The organism is Mesorhizobium sp. M1334, assembly GCF_040317995.1.
Lineage (GTDB): Bacteria > Pseudomonadota > Alphaproteobacteria > Rhizobiales > Rhizobiaceae > Mesorhizobium.
Genome location: NZ_JAMYLM010000009.1, coordinates 128162 through 146693, shown reverse-complemented (window position 1 = coordinate 146693; position 18532 = coordinate 128162). Strand labels below are relative to the sequence as shown.

Annotated in this window: 16 protein-coding genes and 1 pseudogene; 7 read left to right on the top strand and 10 right to left on the bottom strand. The window is 62.7% G+C overall.

Translation table 11 applies throughout. The features are described 5' to 3' along the window. Positions 1-84 precede the first annotated feature (84 nt). The 4 genes and pseudogenes from NKH17_RS17955 to NKH17_RS17940 all read right to left on the bottom strand — a co-directional run bounded on the left by NKH17_RS17955 (position 85) and on the right by NKH17_RS17940 (position 4038). Complete coding sequence (locus tag NKH17_RS17955) at positions 85-2139, bottom strand: M3 family metallopeptidase (protein ID WP_352901057.1); 2055 nt, start codon at positions 2137-2139, stop codon at positions 85-87. Positions 2140-2229: 90 nt separating this feature from the next. Further along, a pseudogene (locus NKH17_RS17950) lies at positions 2230-2631 on the bottom strand (nuclear transport factor 2 family protein). A 15-nt stretch (positions 2632-2646) separates the two neighbouring features. After that, complete coding sequence (locus NKH17_RS17945; RefSeq protein WP_352480025.1) at positions 2647-3291, bottom strand: carbonic anhydrase; 645 nt, start codon at positions 3289-3291, stop codon at positions 2647-2649. 210 nt (positions 3292-3501) lie between these two features. Then, complete coding sequence (locus NKH17_RS17940; RefSeq protein WP_352803446.1) at positions 3502-4038, bottom strand: TetR/AcrR family transcriptional regulator; 537 nt, start codon at positions 4036-4038, stop codon at positions 3502-3504. Positions 4039-4188: 150 nt separating this feature from the next. On the opposite strand from NKH17_RS17940, the gene NKH17_RS17935 reads away from it, so the two are divergent. Together NKH17_RS17935 and NKH17_RS17930 are read left to right on the top strand one after the other, a co-directional pair. Next, positions 4189-5466 (top strand): efflux RND transporter periplasmic adaptor subunit, encoded by a 1278-nt coding sequence (locus tag NKH17_RS17935; RefSeq protein ID WP_502910601.1) that lies wholly within the window; start codon positions 4189-4191, stop codon positions 5464-5466. After that, positions 5463-8546 (top strand): efflux RND transporter permease subunit, encoded by a 3084-nt coding sequence (locus NKH17_RS17930; protein WP_352901060.1) that lies wholly within the window; start codon positions 5463-5465, stop codon positions 8544-8546. The genes NKH17_RS17935 and NKH17_RS17930 overlap by 4 nt, the downstream gene beginning before the upstream one ends. Positions 8547-8616: 70 nt before the next feature. Here NKH17_RS17930 and NKH17_RS17925 read toward each other — a convergent pair whose 3' ends face one another. Next, on the bottom strand, positions 8617-9081 hold the full coding sequence (locus NKH17_RS17925; RefSeq protein WP_254817760.1) for a L,D-transpeptidase: 465 nt from the start codon (positions 9079-9081) through the stop codon (positions 8617-8619). Between the two features lie 599 nt (positions 9082-9680). On the opposite strand from NKH17_RS17925, the gene NKH17_RS17920 reads away from it, so the two are divergent. Next, a complete protein-coding gene (locus tag NKH17_RS17920; RefSeq protein WP_352901062.1) occupies positions 9681-9848 on the top strand; it encodes a hypothetical protein in 168 nt (55 codons plus the stop codon). Between the two features lie 76 nt (positions 9849-9924). Here NKH17_RS17920 and NKH17_RS17915 read toward each other — a convergent pair whose 3' ends face one another. Then, positions 9925-10611, bottom strand: coding sequence for a response regulator transcription factor (locus NKH17_RS17915; RefSeq protein ID WP_292663715.1), 687 nt, complete (start codon positions 10609-10611; stop codon positions 9925-9927). Between the two features lie 46 nt (positions 10612-10657). On the opposite strand from NKH17_RS17915, the gene NKH17_RS17910 reads away from it, so the two are divergent. Both NKH17_RS17910 and NKH17_RS17905 read left to right on the top strand, forming a co-directional pair. Then, the gene (locus tag NKH17_RS17910; RefSeq protein ID WP_254817757.1) at positions 10658-11437 is read left to right on the top strand and encodes a response regulator; all 780 of its coding nucleotides are present in this window, start codon (positions 10658-10660) and stop codon (positions 11435-11437) included. 44 nt (positions 11438-11481) lie between these two features. Next, the gene (locus NKH17_RS17905; protein WP_254817756.1) at positions 11482-13569 is read left to right on the top strand and encodes a PAS domain S-box protein; all 2088 of its coding nucleotides are present in this window, start codon (positions 11482-11484) and stop codon (positions 13567-13569) included. Positions 13570-13659: 90 nt separating this feature from the next. Here the strand turns inward: NKH17_RS17905 and NKH17_RS17900 are convergent, their stop codons facing one another. Continuing rightward, entirely contained in the window at positions 13660-14064 is a 405-nt protein-coding gene (locus NKH17_RS17900) for a hypothetical protein (RefSeq protein ID WP_352801519.1), read from the bottom strand. 411 nt (positions 14065-14475) lie between these two features. On the opposite strand from NKH17_RS17900, the gene NKH17_RS17895 reads away from it, so the two are divergent. Continuing rightward, positions 14476-15678: an aromatic ring-hydroxylating oxygenase subunit alpha gene (locus NKH17_RS17895; protein WP_352801521.1), complete on the top strand. Its 1203-nt coding sequence runs from the start codon at positions 14476-14478 to the stop codon at positions 15676-15678. 11 nt (positions 15679-15689) lie between these two features. Here the strand turns inward: NKH17_RS17895 and NKH17_RS17890 are convergent, their stop codons facing one another. From NKH17_RS17890 to NKH17_RS17880, 3 genes are all read right to left on the bottom strand, one after another. After that, positions 15690-16457 carry a DUF429 domain-containing protein gene (locus NKH17_RS17890; RefSeq protein WP_352801972.1) on the bottom strand — a complete coding sequence of 256 codons (768 nt, stop codon included), beginning with the start codon at positions 16455-16457 and terminating at the stop codon, positions 15690-15692. A gap of 77 nt (positions 16458-16534) precedes the next feature. Continuing rightward, complete coding sequence (gene pdxY, locus NKH17_RS17885) at positions 16535-17419, bottom strand: pyridoxal kinase PdxY (protein ID WP_352801523.1); 885 nt, start codon at positions 17417-17419, stop codon at positions 16535-16537. Positions 17420-17428: 9 nt separating this feature from the next. Then, the gene (locus NKH17_RS17880; protein ID WP_352801974.1) at positions 17429-17680 is read right to left on the bottom strand and encodes a hypothetical protein; all 252 of its coding nucleotides are present in this window, start codon (positions 17678-17680) and stop codon (positions 17429-17431) included. Positions 17681-17842: 162 nt separating this feature from the next. On the opposite strand from NKH17_RS17880, the gene NKH17_RS17875 reads away from it, so the two are divergent. Next, a complete protein-coding gene (locus NKH17_RS17875; RefSeq protein WP_352740819.1) occupies positions 17843-18487 on the top strand; it encodes a LemA family protein in 645 nt (214 codons plus the stop codon). Positions 18488-18532: the final 45 nt, after the last annotated feature.

Here is an 18532-nt window from a genome sequence, read left to right as displayed (position 1 = left end):
CCGGATCAGGCGGCGCGCAACCCGACGCCATGACGGCCGACATCAATCAGGATAGAAGAGAACCGTGACAAGAGCGGGCACGCATCACACCAGTCCGCGCTTGGCCATCATTGCTTCCGGTGAAGGCATCTTGCCGCGGAAGGCGGTGTAGAGTTCTTCGGGATCCTTCGAGCCGCCAGCGGCGTAGATGTTCTTGCGCAGCCGCTCGGCCAGCGCCGGATTGAACGGATCGCCCGTCTCCTCGAAGGCGGCGAAGGCGTCGGCATCGAGCACTTCCGACCACATGTAGGAATAATAGCCGGCCGAATAGCCGTCGCCGGCAAAGATGTGGCCGAAATGCGGGGTGCGGTGACGCATGGCGATGGTATCGGGCATGTTAAGCCGTTCCAGCGTTTCGGCTTCGAAACGAAGCGGCTGGTCCGGTGCATCCGGCCGGGCGTGGTAAGCCATGTCGACCAACGCCGAGGCAGTGAACTCGACCGTGGCGAAGCCCGCGCCGAAGGTGCGCGCCGCCAGCATCTTGTCGACCAGCGCCTTTGGCATCGGCTTGCCGGTCTTGACATGCAGCGCATGTTTTTCCAGCACCGCCGGTACCGTCAGCCAGTGCTCGTAAAGCTGCGAAGGCAGTTCGACGAAATCGCGGCTGACCGAGGTGCCAGCGACCGACGGCCAAGTGACGTCGGTCAGCATGCCGTGCAGAGCATGACCGAATTCGTGGAACAGCGTCTTGGCTTCATCGACCGACAGCAAGGCGGCCTCGCCGGCCGGCGGCTTGGCGAAGTTCATGATGTTGTAGATGACCGGCTTCGAGCCAGGGCCAAGCCTGTAACCGGATTTCAGCGCGCTCATCCAGGCGCCGGAGCGCTTCGAAGGCCGCGCGAAATAGTCGGCGAGGAACAGGCCGCGCTCGCTGCCGTCGGCATTCTTCACCACGAAAACACGTGCGTCCGGATGCCAGGTGGCAATGCCCTTCTTTTCTTCGAAAGAAATGCCGAACAATCGTGTTGCCACGTCGAAACAGGCGTCGATGATGCGGTCTAGCTGCAGGTACGGCTTCAGCTCGGCCTCGTCGAAGGCGAATTTCTCTGCGCGCAGCTTCTCCGAATAGAAGCGCCAGTCCCAGGCGGCGAATTTCTCGTTGCTGCCGGCCTCGGCCGCCAGCCGCTGCAATTCGGCCTGGTCGCTTGCGGCCTTCTCCACCCCCTTTTCCCAGACCGGATCGAGCAGCGCGTGCACCGCCTCCGGCGTCTTGGCCATGGTATCGTCGAGCTTCAATGCGGCGTAGGAAGCATAGCCGAGCAGCTTCGCCTTCTCGGCGCGCAGGCGCAGCATGTCGCGCACCACGTCCGTATTGTCGGTGGCGCCGCCATTCTGACCACGCATGATGAAGGCGCGGAACGCCGTCTCGCGCAGGTCGCGGCGTTCTGAGAAGGTCGAGAACGGCTCGTAGATCGACCGCGACAGAGTGACGGCGTAGCGGCCCTTCTGGCCGCGCATCTCGGCGGCTTCCGCCATCGAGCTTTTCAGGAATTCCGGCAGGCCGGCAAGATCGGCCTCGTCGAGGAACAACGCCCAGTCGCGCTCGTCGGCAAGCACGTTCTGGCCGAAATTGGTGCCGAGCGACGACAATTCCTCGTTGATCGAGGCCAGCCGCTTCTTGCCTTCGGCGTCGAGCATGGCGCCGGAGCGAACGAAGTTTTTCCAGGTCTTTTCCAAGACCCGCAGCGTTTCGGCATCGAGCTTCAAAGCATCGCGGCGCTGATAGAGGTGGTCAATGCGGGCGAATAGGCGTTCGTTCATCGAGATTGCCGAGAAGTGCCGCGACATCTTCGGCGAGATGTCGCGCTCCAGCGCCTGGATCGCCTCGTTGGTGTGGGCGCCGGCGCGGCACCAGAAGATCGACGAGACATGGTCGAGAGCCTCGCCGGCAAGCTCGAGCGCGGCAAGCGTGTGTTCGATGGTCGGCGTCCCGGTGTTGCCGGCAATCGCCTCGATCTCGGCTTCATGCGCCTTCAGGGCCGCGTCGAAGACCGGAGAAAAATCGCCATCGCCGATGCGCGTGAAATCGGGCAGGCCGAGCGGCCCTTGCCATGCGGTCAGCGGATGGGCGGCGAGGTCGACGGCGGATGGCATGGGCAAACTTTCGCTGAGTGGCGGGAGAAGATGGATCGTCACCGATGTAAGGCGCCGGCCGGTTGCGCGCAACAGCGGCCCCAGTTCATGGTTCCGTCAGTAACCGTCGCAATTTTCGGCGATCGCGGCTTGCGAACTGGCGCTGATCTGGTCGTTGGCGACCGCGAAAGTCTCCTGCATCAGCATGCTGGGAAAATCATAGCAGGCGATCACAGTGGTGACGCCGCCCTCCGTCTTCTCGATCCGGTGGCGGATTTCGGCTCCGGCGACGGCGCCCTGCCACTCGGCGATCGAGGCGATGAATTCCTGCTTGCTTTGCACGACGCCGAGGTCGTCGAGCTAGATGCGGACGTTGTCGGCGAGCAGGTCCGACAATTCGGTGCGGTCGGCGACCAGCAGTGCCGAATACCAGCGGTCTATGATCGCGCTATCGTCGGCGCCGGCAACATTTGCTGAGCACAGCAGTGCCGCCGCCGCGAACGCGAACCGAGCTCGCATCATGCCCCTCGTCTCCTACTCCGTCTCCGGCCGCTCGAAATCGCCTGTGTCCTTGTTCATCACCCAAAGCTCGCCGGTCGAAATATCGAACCAGGCACCGTGCAGCGACAGCCGCCCCTTGCCTTCGAGGATCGAAACACAAGGGAAGGTGCGCAGATTGGCTATGGAATAGCGGATCGAGATGCGCTCCAGCGCCGTCTGGCGCTCGGTCGCGGTCATGAAGGTGCTGGACGATACGGTCTCGGCCGCAGGCGCGATCAGGCTCATCCACTTGCCAATGAAATCGCCCGGCGACAAGGGTGCGGCCGTGGTGTCGAGTGCCGCGCGGATGCCGCCGCAGCGGCCGTGGCCCATCACCACGATGTTCTTGACCTTGAGGCTCTGCACGGCAAATTCGAGCGCCGCCGATGTCGAGTGGAACTGATCGTCGGGCGCATAGGGCGGCACCAGATTGCCGACATTGCGCAGCACGAACAACTCGCCGGGCCCGGCGTCGAAGATCGCTTCGGGCGCGGCCCGCGAATCGCAGCAGGCGACGATCATCGTTTCGGGTGCCTGGCCCTCCCGCGCCAGCGAGCGATAACGGCCGCTTTCGGTGAGATAGCGGCCGCTCATGAAACTGCGGTAGCCGGTGAGAAGATGCTCGGGAAGATGGGGCATGGGCAGCGGTGGGAGCCTTTCCGGGTTGAAGGCAGCTCGGGTCAATCCCGAAAGGCTCTAGCGCATCGGCCCGAAAATCGGAACCGATTTTCGGAAAGCACCGAGACGCAGGTTCAAAGCGTGGAGCCTACTCTGCCCCAAGTGGACGCACCTCGCTCCAGCCACGTCCCGACAGTCGAAGCAATTGAATCCGGCCAGCGTATTCCTAGACTATTCCGCGATCTCCAGCAGGGTCGATATCAGCAGCCGGCGCTCGTCGGCGGAAAGAATATCCGAACCGAACAGATTCATGCTGCGAAGTCCCTCGATGGCGAGATAGCAGATCAGCAGCGCCTTGAGGTTCGGCGTCTCCTCCTTCAGCCGTTCGAACACCTGCCGCCTGAACGATTTTATCGGCGTCAGGAAGTCGGGATCCTCGGCGATAGCCGAAAATATCCAGGATGCCGATGGCTTCGACTCCTCGGCATGCTCGGCCGAAAGCCTGATATAGGCGGCGAGCGGGCTCTCGCCGCTGCCGCTGTTCTTGCGGGCGGCCTCCAGCGCCTGTTGGAATGCGCTGAGATAATCCTCCACCAGCGCCTGCATCAATTTCGCCTTGGTCGGGAAATTGTAGAGAAGACCACCCTTCGACACGCCGGCACGGCTGGCAACAGCGTCCAGCGACAGGCTGCCAGGACCCGTCTCGCGCGCCACCGCGGCGGCAGCAGCGAGAATTTTTTCGCGCGAATTTGCTCTGCGGACCTTCATCAATCGTTCCCCATTCATTAGCTTAGGCGGAATTGACAAGACCGTCCAGACGGTACAGTAAGATCGCCATCATTTGAAATTGGGACCAGTCACAGGTATGTGTTCCGGTCATCCGACCGTTATGCTGGGCCATGGCCGAGGGAACTGTTCGTGATCAAGCGCTTCATCATCGCCTTCATTCTGCTCGTGCTGGTGTGCGGCGGCATCGTCGGCTTCAACCTGTTTCGCGACAATGCGATCAAACAGTTCTTCGCCACCATGAAGCCGCCGGCCGCGACCGTGTCGACAGTCATCGTCAAACCGATGTCCTGGACGCCCGGCATCGAGGCGATCGGCACTGTCAGTGCCGTACGCGGCGTCGACCTGACGGTCGAAACTGCTGGCATCGTCAAGGACATCCTGTTCCATGCCAATCAGAAGGTCGCCGCCAACGCCGTCCTGCTGCAGCTTGACGATGCCGTCGAGCGAGCCGACCTCGTCGCGTCGAAGGCGCAAGCCACCTCCGACCAGACGACGCTGATGCGCGCTCTCGAGCTGCAGAAGCGCGGGGTCGGCACCGATGCCACGCTCGACACGGCGCAGGCAGCAGCATCGGTCTCCGCCGCGCAGGTAAACAAGCTGCAAGCGGTGCTCGACCAAAAGCAGTTGACCGCCCCCTTCAAGGGTACTGTCGGTATTCCGAAAATCGACCTTGGCCAGTATCTCACACCCGGCACCGCCGTGGTGACCTTGCAGGACATGGATACGATGCGTGTCGATTTCACCGTGCCGGAGCAGCAGCTTCCGCAACTGAAGATCGGACAGAGGGTGCGGTTGGGCGCCGGCGGCGGCGACATGCCGTTCACCGGCAGCATCCGCGGCATCGATCCGAAGATCGACCCGACCAGCCGGCTGGTGACGGTAAGGGCGGAGGTCGGCAATCCCGAAGGCAAGCTGACGCCCGGCCAGTTCGTCCAGGTGCGCGTCGAACTGCCCGAGGAGAACGACGTGCTGGCGCTGCCGCAGACGGCGCTGACCTCCAGCCTGTACGGCGACTTCGTCTTCGTGGTGCGCCCGGCCAAATCCGCCGAAGCCAACGGCGCGGCTCTCGAGGCAAAGCCGGAAGAAAAGCCGGCTGCAGATGCTGCCAAGCCGGCGGCCGAAGCACCCGTGGCAAAACCCGACGAAAAGCCGGCTGCTACCCCAGCCAAACCGGCAGCGGAAGCCAAGCCGGCAGCGGAAGAACAGAAACCGCAGCTCGTGCTCGCCCAGGTGTTCGTCAAGCCAGGCCGCCACAACGCCGGCCTGGTCGAGATCCTGGAAGGCATCCAGCCCGGCGACGAAGTCGTTACGGCCGGCCAGAACCGGCTCTCCAACGGCATGTCCGTTGCCGTCGACAACACGATCGATCCGAGCAAGCCGGCGAACCAGCAGGCAGCCCAGCAATGAGCTTTTCCGACCTCTTCATCCGCCGCCCGGTTCTCTCGACCGTGCTTGCCTGCATGATCCTGCTTCTGGGTTTTCAGGGCATCTTCAACCTTTCGATTCGGCAGTATCCAGAGGTTGAAGAAACGGCCATCACCATCACCACGGCCTATCCCGGTGCCAGCGCCGACCTGATCCAGGGGTTCATTTCCGCGCCGATCGCGCGTGCCGTCGCTTCGACCGAAAACATCGATTATGTCACGTCGTCGAGCCGGCCGTCCTCCAGCACCGTGACGGTGCAGATGAAGCTCGGCTCCGACCCCGACGTCGCGCTGAACGAAGTCTTGTCGAAGGTTCAGAGTGTTCGCGGCGATCTGCCGGACGAAACCAAAGACCCGGTGATCGTCAAGGGCACCGGCCAGCAGTTCGCGATGATGTACATATCGATGCAGAATCCGAACATGACACCGGAACAGCTCACCGAATATATCGAGCGTGTCGTGCGGCCGCGTATCTCGACGGTCGAAGGTGTCGCCGACGTGCAGATTTTCGGCGCCGCCGAATATTCGATGCGTGTCTGGATCGACCCGATCAAACTGGCGGCGCGCGGCGTGACGGCGGCGGAAGTGCTGACCGCCATCAACGAATCGAATTTCCTCTCCGCGCCCGGCGATACCGAAAACGAATATGTGGCTTCCTCGATCACGGTTCGCTCGACCCTGCAGACGCCGGAGGCTTTCGCTGCCCTTCCGCTCCGCTCGAAAGACGGCAATGTGGTGAGGCTGCGCGATGTGGCCCACGTCGAGCTCGCCGCGGCGAGCACCGACACCAGGGTCACGTTCAACGGCAAGCCCGGCATCTTTCTCGCCATCTTTCCAACGCCGGCCGCAAATCCGCTGACCACGGCGGCGGCGATCCACAAGATCGTGCCGACCATCCAGGAGACGCTGCCGCAAGGCATGACGATGGAGATCGTCTATGATTCGACCGAGCAGATCAGCGCGTCGATCGAGGAGGTGTTCAAGACCATCGGCGAGGCGGTCGCCATCGTCATCGTCGTCATCCTGCTCTTCCTCGGCTCGTTCCGCTCGGTGCTGATGCCGATCGTGACCATTCCGCTGTCGCTGATCGGCGTCTGTTTCCTGCTGTTTTCTTTGGGTTATTCGATCAATCTTTTGTCGTTGCTGGCAATGGTGCTGGCGATCGGCCTCGTCGTCGACGACGCCATCGTGGTGGTGGAAAACATCCACCGCCACATGGAGGAAGACGGTTTGTCGCCGATGCAGGCTGCCTTCAACGGCATGCGCGAGATCTCTTCCGCCGTCGTCGCCATGACGATAACGCTGGCCGCCGTGTTCGCGCCGCTGGCCTTCACCGGCGGCCTGACCGGCGCGCTGTTTCGCGAATTCGCGGTGACGCTTGCCGGCTCGGTGGTGCTTTCGGGGGTCGTTGCCCTAACCGTCACACCGATGATGTCGGCACGTATCCTGAGGTCCGGCTCGCACAGCCGCTTCCAGCGCATTGTCGACAATACGTTCGGGCGCGTCGAACACATCTACGAGCGGCTGGTCACCGGCTCGCTGAAATATCGCCCGGTGACGCTGATGATCGTCGTCGCACTGGTCGCCACGACCGGCTTCATGTTCACCAAGACCTCAAGCGAACTGGCGCCGGAAGAAGACCAGGGCTTCTTGCTGTCTATTGTGAACGCGCCGCGGTACGCGACGTCGGACTACACCGAGACCTATGTGAACCAGATTCTCGGGCTGGTGAATGATATCCCCGAAACCAGGGCGCGGTTCTCCGCCGTCGCGTTCCAAGGCCCGACGAACAGCGCTTTCGTCGGCTTTGCTTTCAAGGACTGGGCCGAGCGCGCGCGCAGCTCGAAGGAACTTCAGCAGGACATCACTGCGCGCCTTGCCAAGGTGGCGGGCGTCAAGGCTTTCGTCTTCGCGCCGCCGACGCTGCCCGGCTCCGGCGGTGGCCTGCCGATCACGATGGTCGTGCGCTCGACCGGCGAGGCCTCCGAAGTCTACGAGGCGGCGGAAAATATCAAGAACAAGGCGCAGGCCTCCGGCCGCTTCCTCGCCGTGGAGAATTCGATGTCCTACGACGCGCCGCAAGTGACGGTGACGATCGACCGCGACCGCGCCGCCGCGCTCAACCTGCCGATCGCCGACATCGGCCGGACGCTGACGCTCCTGGTCGGTGGCGCCGAGGTGGCGCAATTCGACCGCGAATCCAACAGCTACGACATCATCCCGCAGGTACCGCAGCAATTCCGCGACAATCCCGAAAAACTGGGGGAGTATTTCGTGCGCAGCGTGTCGGGCGAGATGGTGCCGCTCTCGGCGGTGGTGAAGATCTCGACCAACGCGTCGCCGGCCGCCATCGAGCAGTTCAACCAGTTGAACTCCGCCACGATTTCCGCTCTGCCATTGCCCACCGTCACCACCGGCGACGGGCTGAAGACCATCGAGGACATCGCCAGGGAAAGCCTGCCCGACACGTTCTTCATCGACTATACCGGCCAGTCACGGCAGGAGAAGCAACAGGGCTACACGATCATCATCGCCTTCGCGGCGGCTGTGCTCGTCATCTATCTGGTGCTGGCGGCGCAGTTCGAAAGCTTCCGCGATCCGTTGATCATCATGATGGCGGTGCCACTCTCGATCTTCGGCGCGATCGTGCCGCTTAATATCGGGCTAGGCACGCTCAATATCTACACCCAGGTTGGCCTCATCACGCTGATCGGCCTCATCACCAAGCACGGCATCCTCCTGGTCGAGTTCGCCAACCAGCAGCGTGAAATGCACGGCATGCGGCGGCGCGATGCGATCATCGCGTCGGCCAGGGTGCGGCTGCGACCGATCCTGATGACGACGGCGGCGATGGCGCTCGGCGTGGTGCCGCTGATCATCTCCAGCGGCGCGGGTGCCGCGGCACGCTATTCGATGGGCTTGGTGATCTTCACCGGCATCCTGGTCGGAACCATGTTCACGCTGTTTGTGGTGCCGATGTTCTACACCTTTATCGCCAGCAAGGACCTGCCGCATCACGCCGAAAAGCCGGATCCGAAGCTGATGCCGGCGATGCCGGATTAGATTGTACTGATATTGTACAATAAAAAGGCCGGATTTCCGGCCTTTTTGAGAGCGACGAGAGCAGCATCGCTCACTTGACGATGACGATGCTGGTGTTGGCCGGGCCGAAGACCTCGACGAGCTGGTAGAAATCGGCGGCGTTGTCCGGATGCAGACGCACGCAGCCATGCGAGGCCGGCTGGCCGAGGCGCTTGATGGCGCTTGTCGCATGTACGGCGTAGCCGCCGTTGAAGAACACCGAATGCGGCATCGGGGCGTTGTCGTATTTCTTCGAATACCAAATTTCATGCATGCGGGTCGGCTTGAACGAACCGGTCGGTGTGACGTGCGTCCTGTCGCCCGTCGAAACCTTCCAGGCGAATGTCGGCCGGCCGTCGACCAGAATTTCCATGGTCTGCTGCGATAGCGACACACGCGCGACGATCTTGTTGGCGGCGGCGTGGGCTGCGCCGTTGCCGGCACTGACAAGCAAGGCAGTACCGGTGATGACGGCGGCGGCGATGTTGATGAGCTTGGCGGAAATGGCAGTGTACATGATGTCTCCCCTATTCTGCCGGTCGGGGCCGGCCCAATTGATGACCGGCTTATCGGGGCGTCATGTTTCAAGCCGATTTCGCAAGATGCTCGTTTGTGTTTCGATTCTGTTTCCCCTGGTTAACAAAAAAGGTCCGGACAAAGCAGCTTGCAGTTGCACAAACGTCGTCATGACGTAGCGTGTCTGCCCAGGCGGATCGGCCAAACCGCGGCGCCAATACGCGATTGCCTTTCGTTTGATAGGAATTCACCTGACTCCGAAACCGAGCTGCAACAAAGCGCAGCGTCGGCGGCATGATCCGGATACACCGAACAGGCAAAGTTGACCTAACGAAAACAGCGGTCAACGAACGATCGGAAGCCAACACTGTTTTCGCTACGGCCTGGATTGATCTGGACACTTTCCAGCCTGCGCGTCGACCGGCTCAAGCCCCTCTGGCGGGGGCGGCTTAGGGCCGTTGAGGATGCGCGGCGCCTCCGGCAACTTGCAGCCGAGAGGACCGAAGGCCCGCGCCGCAACGGGGGGCTCCGCTGGCGGCGCGGGCGCTTCGGGGGTTCCCCTGAAGTGCCCGTAAATTCCAATTTTGAGGAGCGAACAGGATGAAAACGAAATTCGCCGCTTCCATGCTTTCCGCCCTGCTTTACGTCCAGGGGCTGCTCGGCATTGCCGGCCTCGCCACCGTGCTGCTGAAGGAACGTGCTCATGCCGGCGAGGTCAGTACGAACAGTGACATGCCGTCCGGCCCGTCGCTTCTCGTGGTGCGCTGAAGAGCATCGGACCCCAAAGCGGAAACCGGTTTTGGAAAAACCCGATGCTCAAGACAAAAGGGTGGCCGTCCTGCCTTCAATCGGCGAATTGCGTCGGCGGATCGAACCGGTAACCGGCACCCCGTATGGTGGTGATGGTTTCGGTATCGAGCTTGCGGCGCAGCCGCACGATGCGCGAATCGATCGACCGATCGAAGGCTTCGGCATTTTCGGCGGGCGCGGCGGCGATGATGTCGTCCCGCGTCAGCACCTTGCGCGGGCTGGCCAGGAACAGCCTAAGCAGCGCCACCTGCCCGGGGGACAGCTGTTCTTCGGTTCCCGAGCGGTGCATGACAATGGCCGATCGGAGATCGACGGTCGCGTTCTCCAGCACGATCAGTTCCCCGGCGCTCCTGCCGCGCCGAGCCAGAAGGCCGCCGACGCGAGCGGCAAGCTCCCTGACATTGAGCGGGCTTTCGACGACGTCGGCGGCGCCGAGTTCGAGCGCCAGAACCTTGTCGACCAGATCGGCCGGGCGGCAGATCAGGATGAAATCCGGGCCACCTTCGCCGCCATGTCGCCTGAGCAGGTCTCGCCCCTCCGCCTGGCTGACGCTGTCGCCGACAACCACGACATCGATACCCTTTTCCGAAAGCAGCGATTCGGCTTCCCACGGCTGTCGCGCCGCACGGACGTCATGACCGCGCCGCTCGAGATGATCGGCGAGATCGGTGGCAATTACTTCAGCGACGGAAACAAGCGCGATAACGGATCGTGCAGCCATGTTTTTCTACCCCGCATACGGCAACCCAAGAAGAGTGCTGGACATCATGTTTATACCCAATCTACTTTCCACTGAAAGCGGGAGCGAAAGCATCGTGCGTGCACGAATTGTCATCGTCGAGGACGAGCCCGACCTCAGGGACGCGGTCGCCGAGTATCTCGGCGCCAGCGGCTATGATGTGGCCACGGCCGAAAGTGCGGCGGCGGCGCGCGACCTCTTGGAAGTGCAGTCCTTCCATCTGGCCATTCTCGACATCGCCATGCCGGGCGAGGACGGCTTGTCGCTCGGGCGCTGGATGCGGTCGAAAATGCCGATCGGCATCATCTATGCGACGGCCGCCGGTACCGCGCTCGACCGCATCGTCGGACTGGAGCTCGGCGCTGACGACTACATCGTCAAGCCTTACGAATTGCGCGAAGTGCTGGCCAGGGTGCGCAGCGTGCTGCGTCGCGTTCCGGAGCCGACCGAGCCACAAAAGGCCAAGGCTGAAACATCCGGCGGCCGCCGGTCCGTGAGCTTCGGACCCTTTCACGCCGATCTCGACGGCAGGCTCGTCACCGGCGCCAACGGCGCGGTCATTGACATGGCCAAGAGCGAGTTCGACGTGCTGGAGGTGTTCCTGACGCGCGCCAACCGGCTGTTGACGCGGGCGGCGATCTCCGAGGCGATCGGTTTCGTCGAGGATCCGGAATCGTCCCGCGCCGTCGACATCCGCATCATGCGGCTGAGAAAGAAGATCGAGGCGGATCCGGCCAATCCGAAATTCCTGCGCACGGTGCGCGGCGAAGGCTATATCTTCTCGCTGCCAGTCGGCGAAAATAACTAAGGCGACGGCTTGAGGAAGCCGCGGCCAGGAAATGACGGCTGATCATGACGGCTGAAACAACACGCGTGGACGTGCAGGGCGCCAGGCAGGGCGCGGCGATGGTGGCCGTGCATGTGGTTCGCCGGCTGCGCGAAGCCGGTGACTGGCAGCGCGAGATGGAGGGTATTCTCCAAACGCTTTGCGAAGCCATGGATTGTCACCGCGGCATCCTGTTTCGCCTGCGCGAACTGCCCGGCCAGGGCTTCGCCCAGTCGGTCGCCGCTTATTGGATCGCCCCCCGGTTTGGCGGCGAGCTGGCGTCACCAACCGTCATCATGCAGTCGGTCGTCGATTCAGACCCATTGCTGGAACGGCTGGCGGAGGACGAGCGTCAAGGCAAGATCTTCGCCGGGCACACACGCGATCTCGAAGGCTTTCTGCGGACGGATTTCGAAAAGCAGAACATCAAGTCGTTCCTGTCGGTGTCGGTCTTTTCGCACGGTAATTTGTGGGGCACGCTGGCGGTCAACGACTGCATCCACGAACGCGAATGGACCGACCAGGAAGAGGCGGCGTTGCACATGGTGGCACTCGCCATCGGCGATGCCATCGAACGGTCGCCGTCCGACGCGCATGCCAGCGACGTCATTCGCCGCACCATGCTGCAGGCCTCGCTCGATGCTATCATCGTCATCGACGAGACCGGCTCGATCATCGAATTCAATCCGGCCGCCGAGAAGATGTTCGGCTATCGGCGCAGCGATATCCTCGGCAAGGACCTGCTCGATACGGTCGTGCCGGAATATTATCGCAAGGGCTATGCGTCTGGCGCCGAATACATGTCGGGCCGCGGCGCGCCGATGGTCGGCCAACGGCTTGAAACGGTCACCCAGAATGCCGCTGGCGAGGTTTTCCCGATCGAGCTGACGGCAACCGAGATGCGGGTCGCCGATCGCCAGCTGATCTTCGGCTCGATCCGCGACCTGCGCGACAAGTTGCGGGCTGAGGAGGAAATCAACCGCCAGCGCGAAAAACTGCACCAGAACGAGAAGATGGCGGCAATGGGCTCGCTGCTTGCCGGCGTTTCGCACGAGCTCAACAATCCGCTGGCCGTGGTTGTCGCCCAGTCGACGCTGCTGCACGAATTCGCCGCCGATCCACAGACCAAAGTGCGCGCCGAAAAAGTGCGCGCCGCTGCCGAGCGCTGCGGCCGTATCGTCAAGAGCTTCCTGTCGATGGTCCGCCTGCACCCGGCCGCACAGGCCGAAACCGACCTCAACCAGGTGATCCGCGCCGCACTCGAAGTGACCGCCTATGGCGCACGGTCGAGCGGCATCATCATCGACACCGATTTCGCCAGCGGCCCGCTGCTGGCCATGGCAGATGCCGACCACGTGACGCAGGTGGCCGCCAACTTCCTCATCAACAGCCAGCATGCCTTGGCCGGCGTTGCCGGCGACCGCCGGATCAAGGTCCGGACGTTTCGCAGCGACCGCGGCAATCCCGGATTCTCGGTCGAGGATAACGGACCAGGCGTGCCGGAAGCGATACGTTCACGCATATTCGAATCCTATTTCACCACCAAGCCGGTCGGTGTCGGTACCGGCATCGGTCTGTCGATCTCGAAATCGATCATCGAGCGGCACAATGGCAATATCTGGTTCGAGGAGGTTTCGCCGAGAGGTGTGCGTTTTGTCGTGCAGCTGCCGGCGATCGCGGCCGGCGCGGCCGCCGCCGGCGAAGCTCCGTCGCGGTCGAGCGGCTTGCGTCACGCGCTGATCATAGACGATGAGCCGGATGTCGCCGCGTCGCTGTCCGACATTCTGGAGTTGATGGGTATCAAGTCGCGGATCGTGCCGGCCTGGGTCTCGGCCGCCGCGACGCTGAGTGGCCATGTCCCGCCGGACATCGTGTTTTCCGATTTGCGCATGCCCGGCACCAGCGGCATAGCCGCCTATCGCGAGCTACTCGGCGAATTGCCGGGTCTGGCGCGGCGCTTCGTGCTTGTCACCGGCGATCTGATCGGCGCGAAAGGCGAGATCGAGGCGCTACCGGCGCCGCAACGGCCGCCAATCCTCGAAAAACCGTTCAGCACGCTGGATGTGCGCGGCGTGCTCTCGGCCATTGCCGAGCAGGCCGCTCTGGGCGGCTAGACTCCGCCATCTCTCCCGGAAGAAAAAAGGGCTCCCGGCCGACATTGCGGCGGGAGCCTGACTGGAGTGCTGGAGGGCGCTCGCAAAAAATCAAAAAACGTTCGGCGTATCGGCCAGCGGGGCGGCGTTGGCGATCATGCGGACCGGCCGTGCCTTGCCCGACTGAGCGGCGATGACGCGCAGGCAGTCCAGGCTCTCGGCGCCCCAGGCCTGCCCCTTGCAGGCGAAATCGATCTCCGAAATCGGCAGGCGCGCCGTCTTGGTGGTAGTCGTCGCGCCATCGATGAGGTTGGCCGGCGGGTTCAGTGAGGCGAAGGCCGGACCGACGGTCGGCGTCAACGCCATGCCGGCAAATGCGGCGGACGCCAGCAGCATGAACATCGCCATTGGATGATCACTGGCGCGCTGGCGCAGCGCCAGTGTCGGGCGCCGGTCGTTACGCCGGGGACCCTGCTGGCGAAGGTCGGTATCGGTGATCTGGATTTTCGTACGCATCGTCGTTTCCTTCGGTCTTCTTCTTTCCTCCGTTGAAACGAACCTAATCGCACCTTGTAACCGACCAACGATGATGGATTAACGATTGTGTAACCGGCATGAAACCAAGCCCGCAGCCATTCCTGGGCAACCGATCAGGCGTAGCTGCAGCACAGGTGGCATTCTCTTTTCCGCTACCCACGGCACCAGATCCACGTCGCCTTTCCAGGCCCACGGAGCGTCGGGCGCTCAACAAGCGTGAGGGGATTAACGTCCGGAATTCCCGGGATTTTCCCGGCTTCGATCGTTCGGACTCGGCTCTCAAATCCGGCTCGATTTCCCGCCAAGAATTCTCCCCATTTTTGCAAGCCATTGCATTTCAACGGAAAATATGCTTTTATTGAACGAGCATTCAATAAATAAAGAGCCTTTATGAACCCGCATCTGCGTGACGTGGCAATTCCCAACGATTGGGATCGGCGGGGGCTGCCGGGCTGGAGCTATCATTCCGACGCCTTGCTCGAACTCGAGAAAGAGCACGTCTTCCGCAATCATTGGCAGATCGCCGGCCATGTCTGCGACGTGCCGAACGCCGGCGACTATCTGACGATGGATGTGGTCGGCGAGCGGGCGCTGATCGTGCGCGGCAAGGATGGCGTTGTACGCGCCTTCAACAATATGTGCCGCCACCGCGGCAGTCGCGTTGTCGCCGACAGCCAGGGCACTTGCAAGAACGCGCTGGTCTGCCCTTTCCATGGCTGGGTCTACAATCTCGACGGCACACTGCGCGGTGCTGCCCGCCCGCGTTCCTTCCCCGACCTCGACAAGACCGAATTCGGCCTGATGCCGCTCGAGCTCGAAATCTGGATGGGCTTCATCTTCATCCGCTTCCGCAAGGGTGGGCCGCAGCCATCCGTGGCCGAGCTGTTGAAGCCGATCGAAGCCGAGATTGCTCATTACGGCGTGGTCGAGATGGTGCCGTCCCGGGGCATCTGGACCCAAAATACGCCGGTCAACTGGAAGTCGGTGCGCGACGTCGACAATGAAGGCTACCACGTCGCCATGGCACATCCGGCGCTGCAGGATCTTTACGGTGCGACCTATTTCGACGAGCCGTTCGTCAACGGCGTGTCGCGCTCGTTCGCCACTTACAATCCGCATGCCGGACGGCGCTGGAGCGTCGCGCAATATATCAAGCTCGCACCCGACGCGAAGCACCTGCCGGAGCACCTGCGCAAGGCCTGGATCTACTACGGCATCTTCCCAAACAACGTGCTGTCGATCATGCCGGAATCGGTGCAGTTCTATCAGGAATTCCCGCTGTCGACGGGTGAGACGCTGCTGCGCGGCGCCATCTACCGCTATCACGACGAGACCAGGCAACAGGCGGCTGCCCGCTACCTATCCTACCGCATCGATCGCGACACGCTGGCCGAGGACGTGCAGCTTTCGATATGGTCCAACGAATCCATGCTGTCCGAAGCCTTCGGAGGTTTTTACCTCTCCGATCTCGAATATGGCGTGCGCACCCACCACGACCATTTGCGTAAGCAAATTCCCGTGCTCGGATTGGAGACCGCGCCCGAGGAGAAGGATATGTGGGCACTCAACGAGGCGCTCAAATCACGCTCCTGACGCCTTGGTCCTCAGGCCCAAATGGCGACTGGAATGCCGAAACGATCGGCGAGCGGCGGATCCGGAAACGGCATTGCCTCGCCTCTGACGATGCGTCCGGCAACCACCATCATCGCCGCGGCGTCGAGGAAATCGTCGGCGGCCGCGCCGCGCGGCGGCGTCTGGTCGAGAAAATCCTCGCTATGACCATGCTGGGCAAGCAGCGCCTTGCGTTCGGCCATGCCGGCCGGATTGATGTTGCCCCTGATCTTCTTGGGCAGGCGCATAGCGCGGTCGCCGTTCAGTTTGCAGAAGGCAACTTCCGGATGCGATTCGAAGACGCGGCTGCGCAATTCGGGCCGCGCGATCAGCAGCGAATCGATCTCGCGGATCTTGGCGAAGATGCCGAAGGCCTGGATCGAGACGCCGCGCGGCGGATCTGATGTCGTCCTGGCCACCTCGCTTGCCTTGCGATGTGCGGCGTACCAGGCATCGACCGTGGTGAAGGCTTCGATCTCGGCGTAGAGCGCGGCGCGGGAGGGGATGGCAAAGACACTGGACTGGCGGGCCCCGAGCAGCGGCCGCACCAGCGCCTCCGGGCCGCGACCGCCTCTTTGCGAGAAATCGGGCAGGCCGATCGGCATGTCGACCGCCACGATCGCATTGACGGGCAGTCGGTCGAGCAACGCCGCGAAGCTTGGGAAAACGGCTGTAGACGGTGCCGCACCGGGATCGCGGCGGACGGCTATCCAGCCAGCCTTGCAACCGTCGACGCCGACAAGCACAACGTCCTCGGGCACAACGTCCTCGGGCACAACATGGCCGGGCGCAACATCCTCGGGCGCATCGTCCTGCGGCACGGCGTTTTCGGCCTGCGTCACGCCCGGCGGTCCCGTTCCGGATGCGGGAGATGGCGAAGCTGCACCATCGCCATCGGGTGCGACAGGCTCTGGGCATCGGTCTCGAGCTGCAACTCGTCGCCGCCGCGCTTGGCGGTGCGCGCCAGGATCTCGTAGACCGCCGCGGTGGTCGATTGCAGAGCTTTGGCGGCCGGCTGGCCGGACAGGATCCGCGCCAGGTAGACGGCAGCCGTCAGGTCGCCGAGCCCATTCGGCGGCTTGTCGATGAGCCGGTGTTCGGCAAGCAGCGCCTCCCTGCCTGTGAGCAGCAAATTGCCGGTGCCGCCGGCCATCATCGCCGGCGCCGATGTGACCAGCATGGCCGGCGGGCCGGCCAGCAGGGCTGCAGCCATTGCCGATTTCAGGTCGGGCAGCGGCGCGCCGGCCATCCATTCCAGCTCGTAGCGGTTGGGCGTTGCGATATCGGCGATCGGCATCAGCCGGTCGCGCATGGCGATAGCGGTCGGCTCAAGTACGTAGAGGCCGCCCGAATCGCCCATCACCGGGTCGCAGATATAGAGGGCTTCCGGTGTCTTCGCCTTGACCGCGCCGACCAACGAAGCAACGGCATCGGCCTGGCCAGCCTCGCCGAGATAGCCGGACAGCACCGCGCCGACCTCGCCCAGCCACGGCGCGCGCTCGAGGTCGGTCATCAGCGCCTTGAACTGGTCCAGCGGCGGCACGATGCGGGTGGCCCGGCCATGGCCCGGATGCCAGGGCAGGATGACGGTCGGCACCGCCCAAACCGGAAAGCCGAGCGTCTCCAGCGCAAAAACGGCAGCACGGTTGCCGACCGAGCCACGTGCGACATGGCTGGAGACGACGATGACCGCGCGCGGCGCGTCGGTTTTTTCGGCACTCATTGATTTTTCCTAACTGCCCCTGGTGACGAAAAGCACGAGCCAGATCAACAGGCCGATGGCAATAAGCAAGCCCGCTGCCCGACCGATGCGGGTGCCCCAATATTCGATCGGATCCGACCGGTCGGCATCGGCCGCGGTGACGCGGTCGCGCGCGCCTTTAGTGGTTCGTGCAAGGAACGAGGTGCCGCCCGGGTCGGTCTCGCGCGCCACCCGTTCGATGATGCGGCGCGATTCCGCGTCGCTGTCGTGGCGTTTCGCCATGGTGATACCCCGTTTCATGCCGAGCTTAACCCGTTCGCCTTGTCTGTCACAGGGCCTGACGGTGAATGGCAGAAACCAGTAACACTTCTCGGCCGAAGTCATTTTCTTACGCAAGGATTGTGCTAATGCTTCGCCTGCCAATGCTATCGAGGGGACCTTATCATGCTTGCCCAGCGCCTTTCTTCACCGCCAATCTTCCGTAATATAGCTGCGTTCCTGGTCATGGCCGTCATGCTGCCGCTGCTTGCGGGCTGCGGCTACAACACCATCCCGACAGCTGAGGAAAACGCCAAGGCAGCATGGAGCGAGGTGTTGAATCAATACCAGCGCCGCGCCGATCTCATCCCCAATCTTGTCAACACGGTCAAGGGATACGCCGCGCACGAGAAGGATACGCTCGATGCCGTGGTCGAAGCGCGCGCCAAGGCGACGCAGGTGACCGTGACGCCGGAAACGCTGAACAATCCGGAAGCCTTCAAGAAATTCCAGGACAGCCAGGCCGGCTTGACCAGCGCGCTGTCGCGCCTGCTGGCGGTGGTGGAGAACTACCCCGATCTCAAGGCCAACCAGAACTTTCTGGCGCTGCAAGCACAACTCGAAGGCACCGAGAACCGCATCACGGTCGCCCGCCGCGACTATATCCAGGCAGTGAGAGAGTACAATCTGACGCTGAGGACCTTCCCGTCGGTGATCTGGGCGACCTTGTGGTTTCGCGGCAACCAGCCGTTTGCGAATTTCACCATCGAGGAGGATAAGATGCAGCCGCCGAAGGTCGATTTCGGCACCAACACCACGCAAGGCGGGTGAACGGCGCCTGTTGAGCCTGGGCCTGTTGGCCTTGTATTCCTTCGC